This is a genomic window from Butyrivibrio sp. AE2032, assembly GCF_000702965.1.
The window spans coordinates 1,040,001-1,056,672 of record NZ_JNLF01000003.1 but is presented as its reverse complement, the minus strand read 5'-3'; the positions used below and the strand labels follow the sequence as shown (position 1 = coordinate 1,056,672).

Below are 16,672 nucleotides of genomic sequence, written 5' to 3'. Positions count from 1 at the left end.
TCCTCCTGCTTTTTAAAAGTGTCCGTGGCTACCTCCATGGCTTGAGCCGGAACTGGAGGAGTGGGTGGAGCTTCCGCCACCAAAGGAGCTTCCCCTGCTTCCGCTATCGGTATCTTTAGGAATAGGAGTCTTGGTCACCTGGGTACGAACGAAAGTATCCCGGTTGACATTCAGCTTCATTCCGCCTTTGGCTTCATAGTTGGCTGCGTTGGTAGCAGTCTTTACAGTCTTAAGCTGAGACTTCATATGAAGAACAGGGAAAAGAGCTACTACCAGACCAATAACGATACTAATAAGGAGCATACGTACAATATCGGCACTTGTCCTGGGCTCCTGATAGCCTACGTCATAGGCTTCTCCTTCTTCGTCCAGTGCAAGGTAGTAGTCGCAGGTTTCAGCATATGCATTAAAGGCTCCGCTGTAATCGCCATCCCTTAAATAGGGCATCATGTTGTCCATCATGCGACTCTGGCCATAATCAGTAAAGGTCTGAATAGCTGATCCGTAGGTGCTGATAGCCCATTCCCGGTCAGCCATACTGAGCATAAAGAGAATTCCGCTGTTATAGTCTGTGCCAAAGCCGTTGTAGTCGAAATAATCGTCTGCATAGTCCTGGATCGGTCCGTTATGTGAATCCACTGTGAGGACCACAATATTACAATTCCACTGTTCACTGAGGCTATCCAGCTTACGTAAAAGAGCTGCTTCCTCACTGTCAGATAGAAGATCAGCGTTATCCAAAAGCCTTTCTTTTTGTCTGGTGGAGGGAACCTCATAGCTGTCCCAGAGAACGTCTGCAGCAAAAGCGTTTACTGGTAAAAGCATTACAAGGATCAGGAACAGTAAAATGGCCGAAGCTGTCTTGTTTTTATATTTTAATAATGTATTCATCTTATTATCCAATCAATTTGATCAGCTGACGAGCATCATTATTGCAAATGCGATCGCAGCCACAACTCCTGCTATAGGGAAGTAGTATTTTGCTGCACGTTTCATGCTAGCGGGTAGATTTCCTACAAATTTCCCGGTCTGACCATTCATGGCAAACAGGTAGTTTTTTCCCTCCCAGGATGTGTTAAGCACATAGACGGGATACAGAGCATATTTGCTGCTCTCGCCACTGGAGGTGCAGCTTTCGCTAAGGGTTCTTAAGGAGTTGTACCCAACTACAGTGTTCCTAAAGTTGGCAGTAGCTGTGTTCTTCATTCTGTCCAAAGCTTTGCTCTTGTCCTCTTCAGCTGTAACGTTATATTTGTTGGCAAGAAAGCCTGCCAGATATCCCATGTTGAAGGGAACCATTGCCGATCTGTCGAAGGGCTCGATGGATTCCATCAGGTCATCAGGCATTTCCTTTGAACCATCCTCGGGTACGTGCTCAAACTTTTCTGAACCGGCTCTTTCTATATTGTAGAAGCTGGTTTCAGTATAGTTGTAGTTTGAATCATGCCAGGTCCTGATCTTTGTGCCTTCAAAGCTGGCACTGTAATTCTCAGTTGCACAAAAGAGCCAGAAGGGCACATAGATCCCCTTTATCTCATCAATGTGGTTCTGCTCTGCAAACACCTTAGGAAGGAGCTTCTTGGATTTGATATAACCTGAATAAGCCTTCATAGCATCTTCCTTTGTCTTGGTGAAAGGAATGATGTAGTCAGGCGTAAACTTTCCGGTGAATTTCTCTTTTACTACTACATTATTACTGCAGAAAGGACATTTCATGGAACCAAGAGATTCGGTAGCCAGGATCTCGCCGCCACAAGACCCACAGCTGTAGATGAACATAGGATTATCATCCTTGTCCGTGCTCTGGGTGTTGTAGTTTTCGGCTGATTGTGCCGGGCCATTTGAATTGTGGTTGGCCACATAGTCCTTAACATCAAATTCTGAGTCACAGAAAGGGCATTTGAGCTTCTGTGACTGAGGATTGAATTCCATTGCCCCGCCACAGGCGGGGCATTCATATTCGTGAAGGGCCATTTATTTATCCTTTGAAAAAGTTATCAGTTGGGTCTTGGTGATCCACACTGTGTGCAGAAGTTTCCTGTGTTAACTGTTCCGCAGGAACATGTCCATCCGGCTGCTGGTCTCTGTGATCCGCAGTTAGGGCAGAAGTTACCTGTGTTGACATTGCCACAAGAGCATGTCCAGGAATTACCTGCTGACTGAGGTGCCATCTGAGGTGCTGCCTGAGGCTGCTGCTGAGCGCCCATAGCAAAGAGCTGCTGTGCGTTCATTCCGCCAGCCTGCTGAGCCATGTTCATTCCTGCGAAGGCCATCATAGGACCTGTAGCAGTGTTCTTTGCTGCATCCTGCATTGCCTGAGCCTGTGCGCTGGCAAGAGTAGCAGCTGCCATATTAGGATTCTTAAGAGCGCCGGCTCTCTGGAGCTCCTTGATTGTCTTTTCATCTTCCTCGGAAGCGTTAACAGAGCTGATACCAAAGGTGCTGATCTTGATACCATAGGTTCCGGTCCACTTCTTTGAAAGGACTTCATTGAGCGCATCTGCGATCTCGGTTGTGTGTCCGGGAAGTGCGCTGTAACGGATTCCCATTTCGGAGATCTTGGCAAATGCAGGCTGAAGAGCTGTGAGGAGCTCACTCTTAAGCTGAGAATCAATCTCATCTCTCTTGAATTCATCCTTTACGTTGCCAACGATGTTCTTGTAGAAGAGAACAGGATCAACGATGCGGTAGCTGTATTCGCCGTGGCAACGGATATCAATATCCATGTCAAGGCCAACGTTGGTATCTACTACACGGAATGGAACAGGATTAACTGTGCCATACTTGTTGCCCATGATCTCCTTTGTGTTGATATAGTAAACTCTCTGATCCTTGGCTGTTCCGCCGGCGAAAGAGAGTCTCTTGTAAAATTCCTTGAAGGAGTTAACGATGTTCTCTCCCAGGTCACCATAGAAGATTGATGGCTCTGTGGAGGTGTCATATACGAACTCACCAGCCTCTGCACAGATTTCTGTAATCTGTCCCTGATCAACCAGGATCATACACTGACCTTCGTTAACTGATACGATAGAACCGTTTGAAATGATGTTGTCATTTCCTTTTCCCTGTTTTTTCTTACCCTTGGTAAGAAGCACCTCGGTAGGAAGTGATTCACAGTAGAAATAATCTCTCCACTGATCAGAAAGAACGCTGCCACCTGCTGAGAGTGCTGCTGATATAAGCCCCATAACTATCTCCTTTCATACTAAAAAATATTCCGTACCTAATATTTTCTCACATTTAACCTAAAAATGCCACAATAATGCAACTACTTTTATGCTAAACTATTGATGTATGAAGGGTTTACGAATTAGTGCGACAATAACTGAATATGACATAAAACATAAACTAAATGCCGAGAAGGGCGAGAGGCTTAAGGATGTCCTCGATAGAGAAAAGGTCAGCTACAGCCTGCCCTGCGGCGGAGACACAGGTTGCGGAATGTGCAGGGTGCGATTCCTTAAGGGGGCGCCAGAGGCAGATTCCTATGAAGCGGATGTTCTTTCAGATGGGGAGCTGGCAGAGGGTGTAAGGCTTCTTTGCAGATGTGTCCTTTCTGAAGATTGCGATATCAAGCTTGGACAGCAGGCTTTGGAAAAAGATATGTCTATTGAGGCTTTGGATTCCAAAGTAGGAGAACAGACCATCCATGGCAATGCGGAAATGGCTGAAACTGACAGTCGGACATCGAACAACAAGCTCCAGGAGTCCTACGGAATCGCTGTGGATCTTGGTACAACCACAATAGCAGCAGCCCTGGTAAAGGGGAATGGCAACATGATAGCTGCAGATGAGGCTGCCAAATCTGAAAGAGGAAGCTACAAAATTGTCAGAACCGCCAGCTGCGTCAATTCCCAGCGTAAGTTCGGAGGGGATGTGATTTCGAGGATTTCAGCTGCGGAGGATGAGACAATCCTCAATGAGCTTAGCGCTTTGGCTGCTTCAGACATAGAGTCCCTGATAAAAGAACTGTCGGCTGCGGAAGGAATCTCCTGTGAAGGAGAGAACTCTGACCTGAAGGCCATAACAATTGCCGGTAACACCACCATGCTAAATCTCTTGGCAGGAAGGGACGTGTCAGGCCTTGGGAAGTACCCTTATACTTCGGACTTCCTTGACCTGGAACATATACCATCGGAAAAGATATTGCCAAACATCCCGGGAATACAGCTTACTCTTTTGCCGGGAATATCAGGCTTTGTGGGGGCGGACATAGTATCAGGATTATTTGCACTTGACGTTTCTCCCGGCGAAAAGATCTTTTTCCTGGATCTTGGAACCAACGGAGAGATGGCCTTTTATGACGGCAATGAGCTTAAAGTGACCTCCACGGCAGCAGGCCCTGTATTTGAAGCAGGCGGAATTTCCGATGGAGCGCCTTCAGTCCCGGGAGCCATAAGTCATGTGAAGATAGAGCCGGGGACCCATACTGTGACCTATGAGACCATAGGAGGCAAGCCACCAATAGGAATCTGTGGAACAGGTGTCATGGAGATTGTCTCCGAGCTATACAGAAACGGAATTATTGATGAGACGGGGCTTTTGGCTGATAAATACTTTGATAAAGGCTTCCCTGTGACAGAGGATGGCAAGATCCGCTTCACTCAAAAGGACATAAGAAATGTTCAGCTGGCTAAGGCAGCAATCCTTACGGGGGCGAAAGCTCTTTTGCAGGAAAAGAAACCTGACAGAGTATATATTGCCGGGGGCTTTGGCAGCAACATAAGTCAGGAAAATATCAGCGGACTAAGGATGTTTCCGCCGGAATTTGATGGTAAGATAGAAGCTGTTGGCAATTCCGCCCTGAAGGGAGCAGCTCTTTTCACTAAAAGGACTCTTGCCGGACAGAAAGCCCAAAAAGAAGCTGAAGGAAAGCTGGACCTTATCACCGGAAAGGCAAAGGTTATACAGCTTGCAGAGCTGGACAGCTTTGACGAGGAATATATTGATGCCATGAATTTTGGCGCAAGAGAGGATAATTTATGATCTGCGATACATGTGCAAACTATGTGTACGATGAGGATTGGGAGTGTTACACCTGCATGGTGAACATGGATGAAGACGACTACTACAGACTCATGTCCGGTAATGCCAAGGAATGTCCCTACTACCAGGACAATGATGAGTACAAGGTCGTAAGACATCAGATATAAAGGAGAGCTATGAAGAAACCGGTTATTACTAAAGAGTGCGTTGAGACTATTCTTGACAAGAAATTTATAAGGGTCTTTGACCTTCAGTATGAGGAGGGAAGGCACTACTTTGATGCCACCAGAAGACCCCTTGAAAAGCTTGTGGCAACCATGAGCGACGAAGAGTTTAGAAAGGCCCTTCCGGACGCAGTAAGCTGCGTTGTTATTGTGGACCTTCCCGGAAAGGAGCCACAGCTTCTTTTCTCCTATGAATTCAGATATCCGGCGGGAAGATTTCTATTAGGGGTTCCGGCAGGCCTTGTGGACCCGGAGGATGCCGAGAAGGATGAGCCTTTATTGGAGACGGCCAAGAGGGAGATCCATGAGGAAACCGGAATTGTGGTGGATGAGGACAGGGATGAGCTTTTTGTGATCAATCCATTCCTTTTCAGCACTCCGGGAATGACAGATGAGAGCAATGCCCTTGTGTGCGTAAAGCTCCACCTTCAGAGCCTTGAAGGGCTGACCCAGGAGGGCGCGGAAGGGCAGGAATGCTTTAATGGCTTTGAACTTCTGACAAAGGATCAGGCAAAAGAGATACTCAGGAATGGAGTAGATGGTAAGGGAGATTTTTATTCTGTCTATACCTGGGCAGCGCTTATGTATTTTGTAAGCGACATGTTATAATGAGTATTGACGAAAAACTAACATTTGAGTTAAAAGGCAAAAGCCTTGAGGAGGCCTTATGAAGAATCGAGTAATTGCACTATTAACAGTAGCTCTTTTAACTTCTACCATGGTAGCCGGATGTGGGAATCAGGCTGCACCGGAGGAACCGGCGGCTGCTACCCAGGAGGAATCTGTAGAGGAGGTTGTCGCTGAAGCTTCTGTTGAAGCATCAGTTGAGGAACCGGTTCAGGATGTTGTGACTGACATTACTTCTTCTCTAGACGATGCTATTTCTGCAGGTATTATTCTTTGCAATAACAATTTATTCAAGGCTGGTGAAGCAAAGGGCGAGGGACATATCCTTATGGATAAGGACGAGCCTGACGAAGAAGGCAAGCAAAAGTGCTACGTACTGGAGATGTATGGCGCTTATGAGTTCCAGAATGGCAACTTCGTAAAGTGCGCAGGAAGCGGAGCTATCCCTGCAGTTGTAACCGTTCAGTCCCATGACGACGGGCTCTATGAATTCATTTCCATGGTTGAGGCTGAGGATGGAAGTGCTTTTGTGGATTCAATTAAAAAGAACTTCCCGGAGGCTCTTTGGAGCAGATGCATCACCATCGATTCTGACGATCTGAACGAGCTTGAGAGGCAGGAGAGAGCTTTTGCAGAGGAGTACCTTAGCAAGATTGGCAGGGAAGACGCTGAGATTGGCGATTATTCTGACTTTGAGTACAAACTCCTGACCGATGAGGGAGTATCTGTAGATGTGTCCAACAAGATGATTGATGTTCAGTCCGGAGATGGATTTGAATTTTTCTGCCCAATGTGGATCGGAGACCGTGAAGTTCTTGAGGATAATGTCCGATATACATATAAGACAGAGTATGATCAGAAAAAGAAACAGATAATATTCTCCAAGGTATTGTATGAAACAGGTGAAGTGCTGGAGTCATCTGTATATGATGCCACAACAGGAGATAAGGTAGAGTAAGAAACTGTAAATGTTCACATCAGCACGGAGGCTGACGGGATTATTCTCGAGACAAGGAGGGAACCATGAGTAACATTTCTGAGATTGCTGCCGGCACAAATCCTGCTGTCTATGAGGCAGCTAAGACTTCCGAAACCAAGGAAACCGGCAAAACTACCGGTAATTACGGCAAAACTTTGGGAAAGGTACAGCTCAGTGAAGAGGGTGCCAAGTACTACGAGGAACTGAAAAAGAAATATTCCAATATGGACTTTGTCCTTGTGAGTAAGGACATGAAGGAATATGCCAAGGCAAATGCCAGCTCCTTTGGCAACGCCAACAGGATGGTAGTTCTTATCGATGAAGAGAAGATCGAGAGAATGGCCACTGATGAGGAGTACAGGGCAAAGTATGAGGGCCTTATAGCCCAGGCTCAGGCCAAGATGCCGGAGCTTAAGTCCATTATGCAAAGTCAGTCCGGAGTCAAGACCATCGGAATGCAGGTCAATGACAATGGAACAGCTTCTTTCTTCGCTGTTATGAGCAAGTCCAACAAGGAAATGATGGATAAGCTCCAGGAAAAGAGAGCAGAGAAAAAGAAAGCTGAAAAGGCTGTAGAGAAGAAGGAAGCAGAAAAAGAGCGGCTTGAAAAGCTCCGGAATAAAGACGGAACCGAAGTTGAGGATGACGAGGAGGACTTTGTTATCCTACAGGCAGATTCTGTGGAGGATCTCCTTAGAAAGATTGAAGACTACAACTTCTCGCTTAGGGCTGATTCAGTGATGACACCTTATGAGAAGACTGTTGGTCAGAGTATAGACTTCAAAGGATAAAGAAGGACGTTGGGGGAACAATGTATTCTTTAGCAATATGTGATGATGAAAAAAGCTCTGCTGCTCAGGCGGCAGAGCTTTTGGAGAAATACAGGAAGGCACATGAAGGCTTAGAGATCAGGGCAGATGTCTTTTACAGCTCCCTGGATCTTTTGGGTGCCATGGAAAAGCAGATCTACGACATCTATCTGCTGGACATCTATATCGACAAGATAAACGGAATTGAACTGGCAGAGGCTATCAGGAATAAGAATGAAGATGCACAGATCATCTTTATGACCTCCTCAAATGCCTTTTACAAGGAGGCCTTCAGGATCCATGCGGTTCATTATCTGGAAAAACCTATCCTGGAGGAAGAGTTTTTTGATGCCATGGACAGGGTATGCACCCAGGAGGAAGAGGCAAAGTTTCTGACCTTCAGGGAGAGCGGAGAGGTCCACAGGGTGCAGCTTGACGACATTCTCTACATCGAGTCTCAGGACCACTACAAGAGGATCGTGCTAAGCGATGACTGCTTCCTTATAAGGAGTACGTTGCAGCCCCTTATTGATGAATTGGACCGTCCATACTTCTACGTACTTGGGACCAAGAGCATAATCAATCTGAAAAGAGTCTTAAAGATAACCAAGGACTACGTGGCCATGGAGGATGGAAAAGAGTTCTCGGTGCCAAGGGGAACATACAGGGCTCTTAGCGAGCTGGTTTTAAAGTACACCTTCTGAATAATTTAAAAAGAAATTTGCCAATATTTTTTATTGTTCGTATAAATGGGAAACGGGGAAAGGAGATTGCCTTATGTCTGATGAAATGAAGAAAAAACTTGAAGAGAGTGAACTTATAAATGTTGCCGGTGGAAGGACTGCCAAAGCCTCCAGTGGAGCTGAGGTGGCAGAAATAAAAGAGGGGGCTGGAAAGACCACCCATTACTGTATTAAGTGTCAGAAGGATACTCCTCATATCGTATATTCCGGTACTCGAATGGTTTGTCAGTTCTGTGGAACACAGCCAACATTATAAGTGGATAGCAATCGAAAGATAGTGTAAAATTAATCTCAGCAGTGTTAAGTTAACCTGCTGGGATTTTTTAATGGTAACCTGGACATTTCTATGGAGAGGCTGACTATGAAAAGAAACTTTGATTGTGTTGACGGTAATATGACTGTTCTGATGTACAACAATACAATGAGAAAGGTCAAAGAGCTGAAAAAAGGCGATGCTGTTTATGCTGTTCAGTACAACGGAGATTCCTATCAATACGTGAAGAGTGAGGTTATCAGCGTATACAAGCGCAAAGGCAAGGCTATCAGGATAACCTTAAATGATGGCAGAGTTTTAATAAGTAGCGCTAACCACCAGTGGCTGACCAGGCAGGGATGGCTCTTTACCTATGATGATGACACCCTTCCTGCAGGAAAGGTTTACCTGAAAGAAGACATCAAAATGTGCGGTCTTACAGGGAGTCTTAAGAAAGCCCACGAGGAGACCAAGCTCTATATGCAGGGGTACTTTGTGAGCGCGGAGATCTATGGCAAGAATCTGATCTCTTTTAAAGGCGGTGATATAGCTGAATTTGTGCTTCAGGAGGCAGCAGTAACGAAGCGCATGTACAATTATCTTTTGTATTTTGGCGCTGATGCGACTATAGAAGACTGCTTTGCCAGGGATATTGATACTAACGAATACTATATAACCAAGAAGCTCAACCTTCCCTATACCGAGATGATAAACCTGTCCAATAAGTTCTCTAAGAATAAGGACAAGGAGGATTTCATCAGAGGTTTTGTGGCTGGAGTCTATGACTCAAACGGATCGGGAAATCCCTTCGTGAAGAATGTCACCAGTTCAAAGAGGCAGTTCCTTGACATAGTTAAATACGGCCTTGATATGTATGGCTTCGAATATGAATACAGCAGTAAAGACAGGAAGGCTATGCTCCTGGGCGGACCTTCAGAACTGCTGCGTTTTTACAATATTTATAATCCTGTGACTACCTGTAAGCTCGAGAATGTAGATATTCAGGATAAGCACCGCGATAAAGTCAGGATAGTATCCATTGAGGAAGTTGAATGCGAAGATATGGTGGAGATAATGACTACCGGCAGAAACTTCATCGCAAATGGAATTATCTCACACAACTGTACTACGGGACATGTCAAGGAGGTGTGAGGTATGAGGTACGTCGGCGCAAAAGACCTTAAGGCTGGAATGATTCTGTCCAGCAACCTATACGACGATAATGAACAGGTGCTTTTAAGGGCAAACACCCAGCTTTCCGATTCGTTTATTGCCAGGATACAAAAGCTTCAGTTTGACGGTGTCTATGTCTACGAAAACGGAGACGTGGAAAACGTTAAAAGTATCGTTTCAGATGAAACCAGGATGAAGGCCATCAACAAGCTCAGAAAGCTTGATATCGACGCCTGTATGTTCCTTGCCAACAGCATCGTAAATGAGATCCAGAGTTCTGATTCGCTTATTGTGGAGCAGGTTTCCTTAAGTTCCTACGACAGCTACACCTATGTCCACAGCGTAAACGTGGATGTGCTTTCCGTTATCATTGGTATTGGAATGGGGCTTAAGAACAGTGAGCTTGAGCTGCTTTCCCAGGGTGCGCTCATGCACGATATCGGAAAATGCGATGTTCCTGTGGAAATACTTAATAAGCCTGCAAAGCTTACCAAGGAAGAATACGAGGAGATGAAGAACCACCCTCTGTACGGCCTTAAAAGGCTCCGTGACAGAGTTGATACGGGAGCTGAAGATGTTGCGGCTGTTGTTAAAAACGCTGTATACTCCCATCACGAGAACTGGGATGGATCCGGTTACCCCAGAGGCCTTCAGGGCGAAGGTATCCATAAGTTTGCCAGGATCATACATGTTGCAGATGTGTACGATGCACTTACTGCTAAGCGCGCCTACAAGGATGCCATGAATCCGGCAGATGCCATAGAATACATCATGGCCAACAGCGGAACTATGTTTGATATTGACGTTATCAACACGTTCCTTAAGTATGTTGCTCCTTACCCGCTGGGCTGTAAAGTTCTTATGTCTAATGGACTGCAGGGTATAGTAATGGAGAATGATGAAAAGAACCTTTCAAGGCCTAAGGTTAAACTCCAGAACGGAGCTGTAATAGATATGATGAAAAAACTGGATGTTACAGTAATCAGGATCCTAGATTAAACGGAGACGGCGGGATTCGAACCCGCGTGCCCTTACGGACAAACGCATTTCGAGTGCGCCTCATTACGACCACTTTGATACGTCTCCAAAGCGCTTCGGGCATAGCACCGAAGCGTTTTTTATTATACTTTTTTAATGATTCATAGTCAACCGGATTAGTTGGCAGTATGGGCAGAATTAATGTATAATTACTAGTAGTGTGCGTTTACAAATAAGCTTATAGCTTTTAATTCAAAGGAGGCCTTTTTCACATGATGAGAATTGGTATGTTGACTAGTGGTGGTGACTGTCAGGCTTTGAATGCAGCAATGCGCGGCGTTGTTAAGTGTATTGCGCACAGCGGAGAGGAAGTTGAGTTTTATGGATTCAAGAATGGATACAGAGGACTCATCTACAGCGATTTCAGAATGCTGACCTCGAAGGACTTTTCAGGTATCCTGACAAAGGGCGGAACAATTCTTGGAAGTTCAAGAACTCCCTTTAAGACTATCAGAGAGCCTGATGAGAACGGACTTGATAAAGTAGAGGCAATGAAGCAGAATTACTATAAGCTTCAGCTTGACTGCCTTGTAGTTCTTGGCGGAAACGGTTCCCAGAAGACCGCTAATCTGCTGAGTGAGGAGGGACTCAATGTTGTATCCCTTCCTAAGACAATTGATAATGACCTTTGGGGCACAGATATGACCTTTGGTTTCCAGAGTGCTGTAGATGTTGCAACCAATGTTATTGATAATATCCATACCACAGCTGATTCCCACGGCCGTGTATTCATTATTGAAGTTATGGGACACAAGGTTGGATGGCTTACTCTGAATGCCGGCCTTGCAGGCGGTGCAGACGTAATCCTTATCCCGGAGATTCCTTATGATATCGGCAAGGTATGTGAGGCTATTGAGGCCAGAGACAAGAGAGGCAGCAGATTCACCATCATTGCTGTTGCTGAGGGTGCGATCTCCAAGAAGGATGCAAAGCTCTCCAAGAAGGAGTTCAAGGAGAAGATGGCTAACTACAAGTATCCATCAGTATCCTACGAGATAGCTGAAGCCATCCAGAAGAAGACCGGACATGAAGTCAGGGTTACAGTTCCCGGACACATGCAGAGAGGCGGAATGCCTGATCCTTACGACAGAGTATTTGCTTCAAGACTTGGTGCAGAAGCCGGCCAGCTGATTCTCAATAAAGAATATGGATATATGGTAGCTTACAAGAACAGAGAGATTGTTAAGGTACCTCTTTCCGAGATAGCAGGCAAGCTGAAATACGTTTCACCTGATGCCAGCATTATCAAGGAAGCAAAGATGCTTGGAGTATGCTTTGGGGATTAAAGGCAGCCTTGCGTCAGCATAGAAGTTTTGTTGGAGTAGTTATTTAAATGGGTTATGTAGCACTATACAGGAAATTCAGACCCCCGGTCTTTGAAGATGTCAAAGGCCAGGATCATATAATCACAACGCTCAAGAATCAGATTCGATCAGATAGAGTTGGACATGCTTACCTGTTCTGCGGAACTCGTGGAACAGGTAAGACTTCTGTTGCAAAGATTTTGGCGAAGGCAGTAAACTGCGAGAATCCCATAGACGGAAGCCCCTGCGGTCAGTGCGAGATGTGTAAAGAGATCGCCACCGGCAACAGCATGAACGTCATCGAGATCGATGCTGCATCCAACAACGGCGTTGACAATGTCAGAGAGATCATTGACGAGGTTTCCTATTCCCCAACCAAAGGAAAAAGAAAAGTCTATATCATCGACGAGGTACACATGCTATCCGCCGGTGCTTTTAACGCGCTTCTTAAGACCCTTGAGGAGCCGCCTTCCTACGTGATGTTTATCCTGGCTACAACGGAAGTCCACAAGATCCCGATCACCATTCTTTCCAGATGTCAGAGGTATGATTTCCACAGGATCACAATAGATACCATCGAAGGGCGACTCAGGCAGGTCGTTGATGCGGAAGGAATTCAGGTTGAGGAGAGGGCTCTTCGCTACATTGCTAAGACGGCCGATGGCTCCATGAGAGATTCCCTAAGTCTCCTTGACCAGTGCATTGCATTTAACTACGGAGAGGAACTTACCTATGATAAGGTGCTGGGGGTGCTTGGCGCCGTAGACACGGAAGTTTTCCAAAAGCTCTTTTCCGCCCTATATACTCAGGATGCCAACTCGGCACTGACAATCCTGTCAGATGTAGTTATTCAGGGCAGGGAGTTGACACAGTTTGTTAACGATTTTGTGTGGTACCTTAGAAACCTTATGCTGGTACAGGCTTCAGACCAGATGGAGGATGTGGTGGACATTTCCACCGACAATCTGAAATCCCTGAAGGAACAGGCAGAAGGTGCAGATACCGATACCATACTCAGGTTCATAAGGATCTTTTCCGAGCTGTCATCCAACATCAGGTATGCAACCCAGAAGAGAATACTGATTGAGATCACTCTGATAAGGCTCTGCAAACCTCAGATGGATAAAGACGAGGCGGATTCTTTTGAAGACCGCTTAAGGATCCTTGAAGAGCATGATGAAAAGAACTCTAAGCTCCTTGATGGGCTTCAGAGTGGACAGATATCAGTTGCTACAGCTCCGGGAGTTACAGGAGCGCCTATCCGGCCCAAGGAAAAGAAAGTGCTTGAGAGGGCAGTGCCTGATGATATCAAGAAGCTTGTGAGCGAGTGGCCGAGAGCTCTTTTGCGCATGGGGAACCCCATGAAGACCTACATGCAGAAGGCGAAGCTCAGTCTTGGAAATGATGATAAGCTGCAGATAGTCTTTGACAACAAGCAGTTATCAGATAAATATTCAAAGGGAGAATCTGCGGAGGAATTCCAGAATTTCATTGATGAGATGATGGGAAAGCACGTGGAATATGAGACCAGGTGTCTTGAACCGACCCAGACCTTTGAAGAATCATATGTTAACCTTCAGTCAATAAACTTTGATATTGTGACTGAGGACGAAGATAAGGAGAATGAATAATGGCAAAACGTGGAGGATTCCCAGGCGGAGGAATGCCTGGAAACATGAGCAATCTTATGAAGCAGGCTCAGAGAATGCAGAGACAGATGGAGGAGAGCCAGAAGGAGCTGGAGGCTAAGGAGTTTACAGCCAAGGCCGGCGGCGGAGCTGTAGAGGCTACTGTATTTGGTAACAAGACACTTAAGAGTGTTACCATTTCTCCGGACGCAGTTGATCCTGATGACGTTGAGATGCTTCAGGACATGATCGTAGCAGCTGTCAATGAGGCTATGAAGCAGGCTGACGAAGCCGGCGGAGCTATGATGAGCAAAATGACAGGTGGACTTGGCGGAGGATTACCTTTCTAATGGATCTATACAGCGGACATATCAACCGTTTAATTGATGAGCTGGCTGCCCTTCCGGGAATCGGTGGTAAATCGGCCCAGAGGCTGGCTTTTTATATCATCAACCTGCCCGAGGACAGGGTGAAGAAACTGGCGGATTCCATAACCGATGCAAGAGAGAATGTCCATTATTGTCAGGTTTGCTGTACGCTAACGGACGATGATGTATGCCCAATTTGCAGTAATGACAACAGGGATCATCACACCATTATGGTTGTGGAGAATGCGAGAGATTTAGCAGCATATGAGAAGACCGGCAAATACGAAGGGGTATATCATGTTTTACATGGCGCCATTTCGCCGATGCTGGGAATCGGGCCCTCTGACATCAGACTGACCGAGCTTATGCAAAGACTTCAGACTGAGGAGATCAATGAGGTTATTGTTGCAACCAACTCGAGTCTGGAAGGTGAAACCACCGCCATGTATATCAGTAAACTTGTTAAACCTACAGGCATAAAAGTCACAAGGATAGCCAGCGGCGTTCCTGTGGGAGGAGATCTGGAGTACATTGATGAAGTTACACTTCTCAGAGCCCTTGAGGGAAGAACCGAGCTTTGAGTTAAACCGTTCACAAGACTAAGGAGGTATAACGGGTATGGCAGTAAAGAGAGAATTTTGGGGAGAAGCTACAAGCGGAGCACCTATCTATGCGTATCATCTTACTAACAATTCAGGTGTTGAGGTAGTTGTTCTTAATTATGGTGCCACCATCAGAAACATCTTTGTTCCTGATAAGGATGGCAACAAGGTAGACGTTGTACTTGGATATGACGATTACAAGCAGTATTTTGACAATGATTGCTTCTTTGGATCAACAGTTGGCCCAACAGCTAACAGAATTGCCGGCGCGAAGTATTCCATCGATGGAAAAGAGTTTATCCTTCCTATCAACGATGGTCCTAACAACCTGCACACCGACATGAACAACGGTTTCCACAAGCGTGTTTGGGATGCAGAAGAGGGCGATAACTTTGTTAAGTTTACATTGAAGGCTGAGGATGGTGATCTGGGCTTTTCAGGAAACAGAGTATTTGAGCTTACATTTACTCTTACTGATGATAAGGCTCTTTCACTTCATTATCATGCAACCAGTGATGCAAAGACTCTTATCAACATGACAAATCATGTATACTTCAACTTGAGCGGCCACAATTCAGGCAGCTGCCTTGATCATGTTATGAAGATGAACGCATCACATTACACACCGGTTATTAACTCCGAGGCTATTCCAACCGGTGAGATTGCCAGCGTAGAAGGCACACCATTTGACTTTGGCCAGGAGAAGACTCTTAGAAGAGATATTGAGGCAGACAACGAGCAGCTTAAGTTCGTTGGAGGCTATGATCACAACTATGTAATTGATGGCGCCGATGGAACCAGAAGAAATTTCTGCACAGTATCATCACCTGCAACGGGAATCGCTATGCAGTGCTCAACAACACTTCCCGGATTCCAGCTCTACACAGGAAACTTTATCGCAAACAAGCCCGGAAAAGAGGGCGCTGTTTACAACAAGCGTGATGGATTCTGTCTTGAGACTCAGTTCTATCCAAACTCCATCAATCAGGAAGGCTTCCCTGACTGCGTATTTGGACCAGACAGAGAGTACGACACAGTTACTGTTTATCAGTTTATCTGATCATTATCAAAAGAAATTGTACCGGAGGATAGCTTTTGGCTGAAGTACGTGATTTCACCTCATATGCAGGTAAACTTAATAGAGGAGATTCCAGCCAAAGGCTGTCTGACGTTGAACCTTCTTATAAAGAGAAGATAAGGAACCACAAGCTAGCTGTTGTTTTCAGAACATCAGCTATTATTCTGGGTTCACTTTTGTTCATTGCCGTAGTCTATATTGGATGGAGAGATAAGGAGTACGCAGAGGCTGTTGTAACTCAGGAGACAGCTATAACTAATGGAACAGATTCTGCAGTGCTTGGTATCAATGGGCATGTCGTGCAGTACAGTAAGGATGGTGTGAGCTGCATTAGCTCAAGTGGTCAGGTTCTTTGGAATCAGACCTATGAGATGCAGAATCCCATTGCCCATACCTGTGGCGAAGTTATTGCTGTTGGTGATTACAACGGTCACAACATTTACGTCAACAACGTCAGTGGCGCACTTGGACAGGTTGATACCAATCTTCCTATAAGAGAGTTCTGTGTTTCCTCCCAGGGAGTTGTTGCAGCAGTTCTTGATGGAACTGATGTTACCTGGATATATCTTTACGATGCTCAGGGCAATACTCTTGCTAACTTCAAGACTACAATGAAGGACAGCGGTTATCCGATTTCAATCAGCATTTCTCCCAATGGAGAGCTGGTGTGCGTTTCTTACCTGTATCCTGAAGAGGGAACTCTTAAGACCAGTGTTGCTTTCTTCAACTTTGGATCAGTGGGACAAAACTCCATCGACAACTATGTCAGTGGCTATGATTATCCCTCTGTGGTAGTACCCTACGTTCAGTTTATGAACACTTCAGCAGCCTTTGCTGTTTCTGACGACAGGATAATGTTC

General features: G+C 45.7%; 18 protein-coding genes and 1 tRNA gene (1 of these 19 running past the window's edge). 15 read left to right on the top strand and 4 right to left on the bottom strand.

Going from position 1 to position 16,672, the window contains the following annotated elements; all coding sequences use genetic code 11:
• Positions 1-12: 12 nt before the first annotated feature.
• From BO18_RS06735 to BO18_RS06725, 3 genes are read right to left on the bottom strand one after another with little or no spacing between them, the layout of a single operon-like run.
• The gene (locus tag BO18_RS06735) at positions 13-891 is read right to left on the bottom strand and encodes a TPM domain-containing protein (protein ID WP_051688548.1); all 879 of its coding nucleotides are present in this window, start codon (positions 889-891) and stop codon (positions 13-15) included.
• 21 nt (positions 892-912) lie between these two features.
• A complete protein-coding gene (locus BO18_RS06730) occupies positions 913-1,974 on the bottom strand; it encodes a hypothetical protein (RefSeq protein ID WP_034444749.1) in 1,062 nt (353 codons plus the stop codon).
• 23 nt (positions 1,975-1,997) lie between these two features.
• The gene (locus BO18_RS06725; RefSeq protein ID WP_034444747.1) at positions 1,998-3,188 is read right to left on the bottom strand and encodes an SPFH domain-containing protein; all 1,191 of its coding nucleotides are present in this window, start codon (positions 3,186-3,188) and stop codon (positions 1,998-2,000) included.
• 106 nt (positions 3,189-3,294) lie between these two features.
• On the opposite strand from BO18_RS06725, the gene BO18_RS06720 reads away from it, so the two are divergent.
• The 9 genes from BO18_RS06720 (at position 3,295) to BO18_RS06685 (ending at position 10,793) form a co-directional block, all read left to right on the top strand.
• Positions 3,295-4,986, top strand: coding sequence for an ASKHA domain-containing protein (locus tag BO18_RS06720; protein WP_081860943.1), 1,692 nt, complete (start codon positions 3,295-3,297; stop codon positions 4,984-4,986).
• Entirely contained in the window at positions 4,983-5,153 is a 171-nt protein-coding gene (locus tag BO18_RS34800; RefSeq protein ID WP_185752362.1) for a DUF6472 family protein, read from the top strand. The genes BO18_RS06720 and BO18_RS34800 overlap by 4 nt, the downstream gene beginning before the upstream one ends.
• A gap of 9 nt (positions 5,154-5,162) precedes the next feature.
• Positions 5,163-5,819: an NUDIX hydrolase gene (locus BO18_RS06715; protein ID WP_034444745.1), complete on the top strand. Its 657-nt coding sequence runs from the start codon at positions 5,163-5,165 to the stop codon at positions 5,817-5,819.
• Positions 5,820-5,877: 58 nt separating this feature from the next.
• Positions 5,878-6,795, top strand: a complete 918-nt coding sequence (locus BO18_RS06710; RefSeq protein WP_034444743.1) for a hypothetical protein — start codon at positions 5,878-5,880, stop codon at positions 6,793-6,795.
• Between the two features lie 65 nt (positions 6,796-6,860).
• Positions 6,861-7,607 (top strand): DUF6033 family protein, encoded by a 747-nt coding sequence (locus BO18_RS06705; protein WP_034444740.1) that lies wholly within the window; start codon positions 6,861-6,863, stop codon positions 7,605-7,607.
• A gap of 20 nt (positions 7,608-7,627) precedes the next feature.
• A complete protein-coding gene (locus tag BO18_RS06700; RefSeq protein ID WP_034444737.1) occupies positions 7,628-8,329 on the top strand; it encodes a LytR/AlgR family response regulator transcription factor in 702 nt (233 codons plus the stop codon).
• Positions 8,330-8,402: 73 nt separating this feature from the next.
• Positions 8,403-8,624, top strand: coding sequence for a hypothetical protein (locus BO18_RS06695; RefSeq protein WP_034444734.1), 222 nt, complete (start codon positions 8,403-8,405; stop codon positions 8,622-8,624).
• A gap of 105 nt (positions 8,625-8,729) precedes the next feature.
• Complete coding sequence (locus BO18_RS06690; RefSeq protein ID WP_034444732.1) at positions 8,730-9,773, top strand: hint domain-containing protein; 1,044 nt, start codon at positions 8,730-8,732, stop codon at positions 9,771-9,773.
• A gap of 3 nt (positions 9,774-9,776) precedes the next feature.
• On the top strand, positions 9,777-10,793 hold the full coding sequence (locus BO18_RS06685) for an HD-GYP domain-containing protein (protein WP_034447110.1): 1,017 nt from the start codon (positions 9,777-9,779) through the stop codon (positions 10,791-10,793).
• Between the two features lies 1 nt (position 10,794).
• On the opposite strand, the gene BO18_RS06680 is transcribed toward BO18_RS06685, so the two are convergent.
• Positions 10,795-10,880, bottom strand: a tRNA-Ser gene (locus BO18_RS06680).
• 164 nt (positions 10,881-11,044) lie between these two features.
• Here BO18_RS06680 and BO18_RS06675 point away from each other — a divergent pair.
• The 6 genes in view from BO18_RS06675 to BO18_RS06650 are tightly spaced (at most 47 nt apart) and all read left to right on the top strand, a layout consistent with a single transcriptional unit that may run on beyond the window.
• Entirely contained in the window at positions 11,045-12,118 is a 1,074-nt protein-coding gene (locus BO18_RS06675) for a 6-phosphofructokinase (RefSeq protein WP_034444730.1), read from the top strand.
• 47 nt (positions 12,119-12,165) lie between these two features.
• The gene (gene dnaX, locus BO18_RS06670) at positions 12,166-13,767 is read left to right on the top strand and encodes a DNA polymerase III subunit gamma/tau (protein WP_034444727.1); all 1,602 of its coding nucleotides are present in this window, start codon (positions 12,166-12,168) and stop codon (positions 13,765-13,767) included.
• Entirely contained in the window at positions 13,767-14,114 is a 348-nt protein-coding gene (locus BO18_RS06665) for a YbaB/EbfC family nucleoid-associated protein (protein ID WP_034444725.1), read from the top strand. The genes dnaX and BO18_RS06665 overlap by 1 nt, the downstream gene beginning before the upstream one ends.
• Positions 14,114-14,713 carry a recombination mediator RecR gene (gene recR / locus BO18_RS06660; RefSeq protein WP_034444722.1) on the top strand — a complete coding sequence of 200 codons (600 nt, stop codon included), beginning with the start codon at positions 14,114-14,116 and terminating at the stop codon, positions 14,711-14,713. The genes BO18_RS06665 and recR overlap by 1 nt, the downstream gene beginning before the upstream one ends.
• A gap of 37 nt (positions 14,714-14,750) precedes the next feature.
• Entirely contained in the window at positions 14,751-15,794 is a 1,044-nt protein-coding gene (locus tag BO18_RS06655) for an aldose epimerase family protein (protein WP_034444720.1), read from the top strand.
• A gap of 35 nt (positions 15,795-15,829) precedes the next feature.
• On the top strand, positions 15,830-16,672 hold the 5' portion of the coding sequence (locus BO18_RS06650; protein WP_034444718.1) for a DUF5711 family protein. 384 nt of this gene lie beyond the right edge of the window; only the first 843 of its 1,227 coding nucleotides appear in the window; its start codon is at positions 15,830-15,832; its stop codon lies beyond the right edge, outside the window.

Coding starts and splice junctions, on each gene's coding strand:
- BO18_RS06735 (WP_051688548.1), bottom strand. CDS start 891: ATGAATACATTATTAAAATATAAAAACAAGACAGCTTCGGCCATTTTA.
- BO18_RS06730 (WP_034444749.1), bottom strand. CDS start 1,974: ATGGCCCTTCACGAATATGAATGCCCCGCCTGTGGCGGGGCAATGGAA.
- BO18_RS06725 (WP_034444747.1), bottom strand. CDS start 3,188: ATGGGGCTTATATCAGCAGCACTCTCAGCAGGTGGCAGCGTTCTTTCT.
- BO18_RS06720 (WP_081860943.1), top strand. CDS start 3,295: ATGAAGGGTTTACGAATTAGTGCGACAATAACTGAATATGACATAAAA.
- BO18_RS34800 (WP_185752362.1), top strand. CDS start 4,983: ATGATCTGCGATACATGTGCAAACTATGTGTACGATGAGGATTGGGAG.
- BO18_RS06715 (WP_034444745.1), top strand. CDS start 5,163: ATGAAGAAACCGGTTATTACTAAAGAGTGCGTTGAGACTATTCTTGAC.
- BO18_RS06710 (WP_034444743.1), top strand. CDS start 5,878: ATGAAGAATCGAGTAATTGCACTATTAACAGTAGCTCTTTTAACTTCT.
- BO18_RS06705 (WP_034444740.1), top strand. CDS start 6,861: ATGAGTAACATTTCTGAGATTGCTGCCGGCACAAATCCTGCTGTCTAT.
- BO18_RS06700 (WP_034444737.1), top strand. CDS start 7,628: ATGTATTCTTTAGCAATATGTGATGATGAAAAAAGCTCTGCTGCTCAG.
- BO18_RS06695 (WP_034444734.1), top strand. CDS start 8,403: ATGTCTGATGAAATGAAGAAAAAACTTGAAGAGAGTGAACTTATAAAT.
- BO18_RS06690 (WP_034444732.1), top strand. CDS start 8,730: ATGAAAAGAAACTTTGATTGTGTTGACGGTAATATGACTGTTCTGATG.
- BO18_RS06685 (WP_034447110.1), top strand. CDS start 9,777: ATGAGGTACGTCGGCGCAAAAGACCTTAAGGCTGGAATGATTCTGTCC.
- BO18_RS06675 (WP_034444730.1), top strand. CDS start 11,045: ATGATGAGAATTGGTATGTTGACTAGTGGTGGTGACTGTCAGGCTTTG.
- dnaX (WP_034444727.1), top strand. CDS start 12,166: ATGGGTTATGTAGCACTATACAGGAAATTCAGACCCCCGGTCTTTGAA.
- BO18_RS06665 (WP_034444725.1), top strand. CDS start 13,767: ATGGCAAAACGTGGAGGATTCCCAGGCGGAGGAATGCCTGGAAACATG.
- recR (WP_034444722.1), top strand. CDS start 14,114: ATGGATCTATACAGCGGACATATCAACCGTTTAATTGATGAGCTGGCT.
- BO18_RS06655 (WP_034444720.1), top strand. CDS start 14,751: ATGGCAGTAAAGAGAGAATTTTGGGGAGAAGCTACAAGCGGAGCACCT.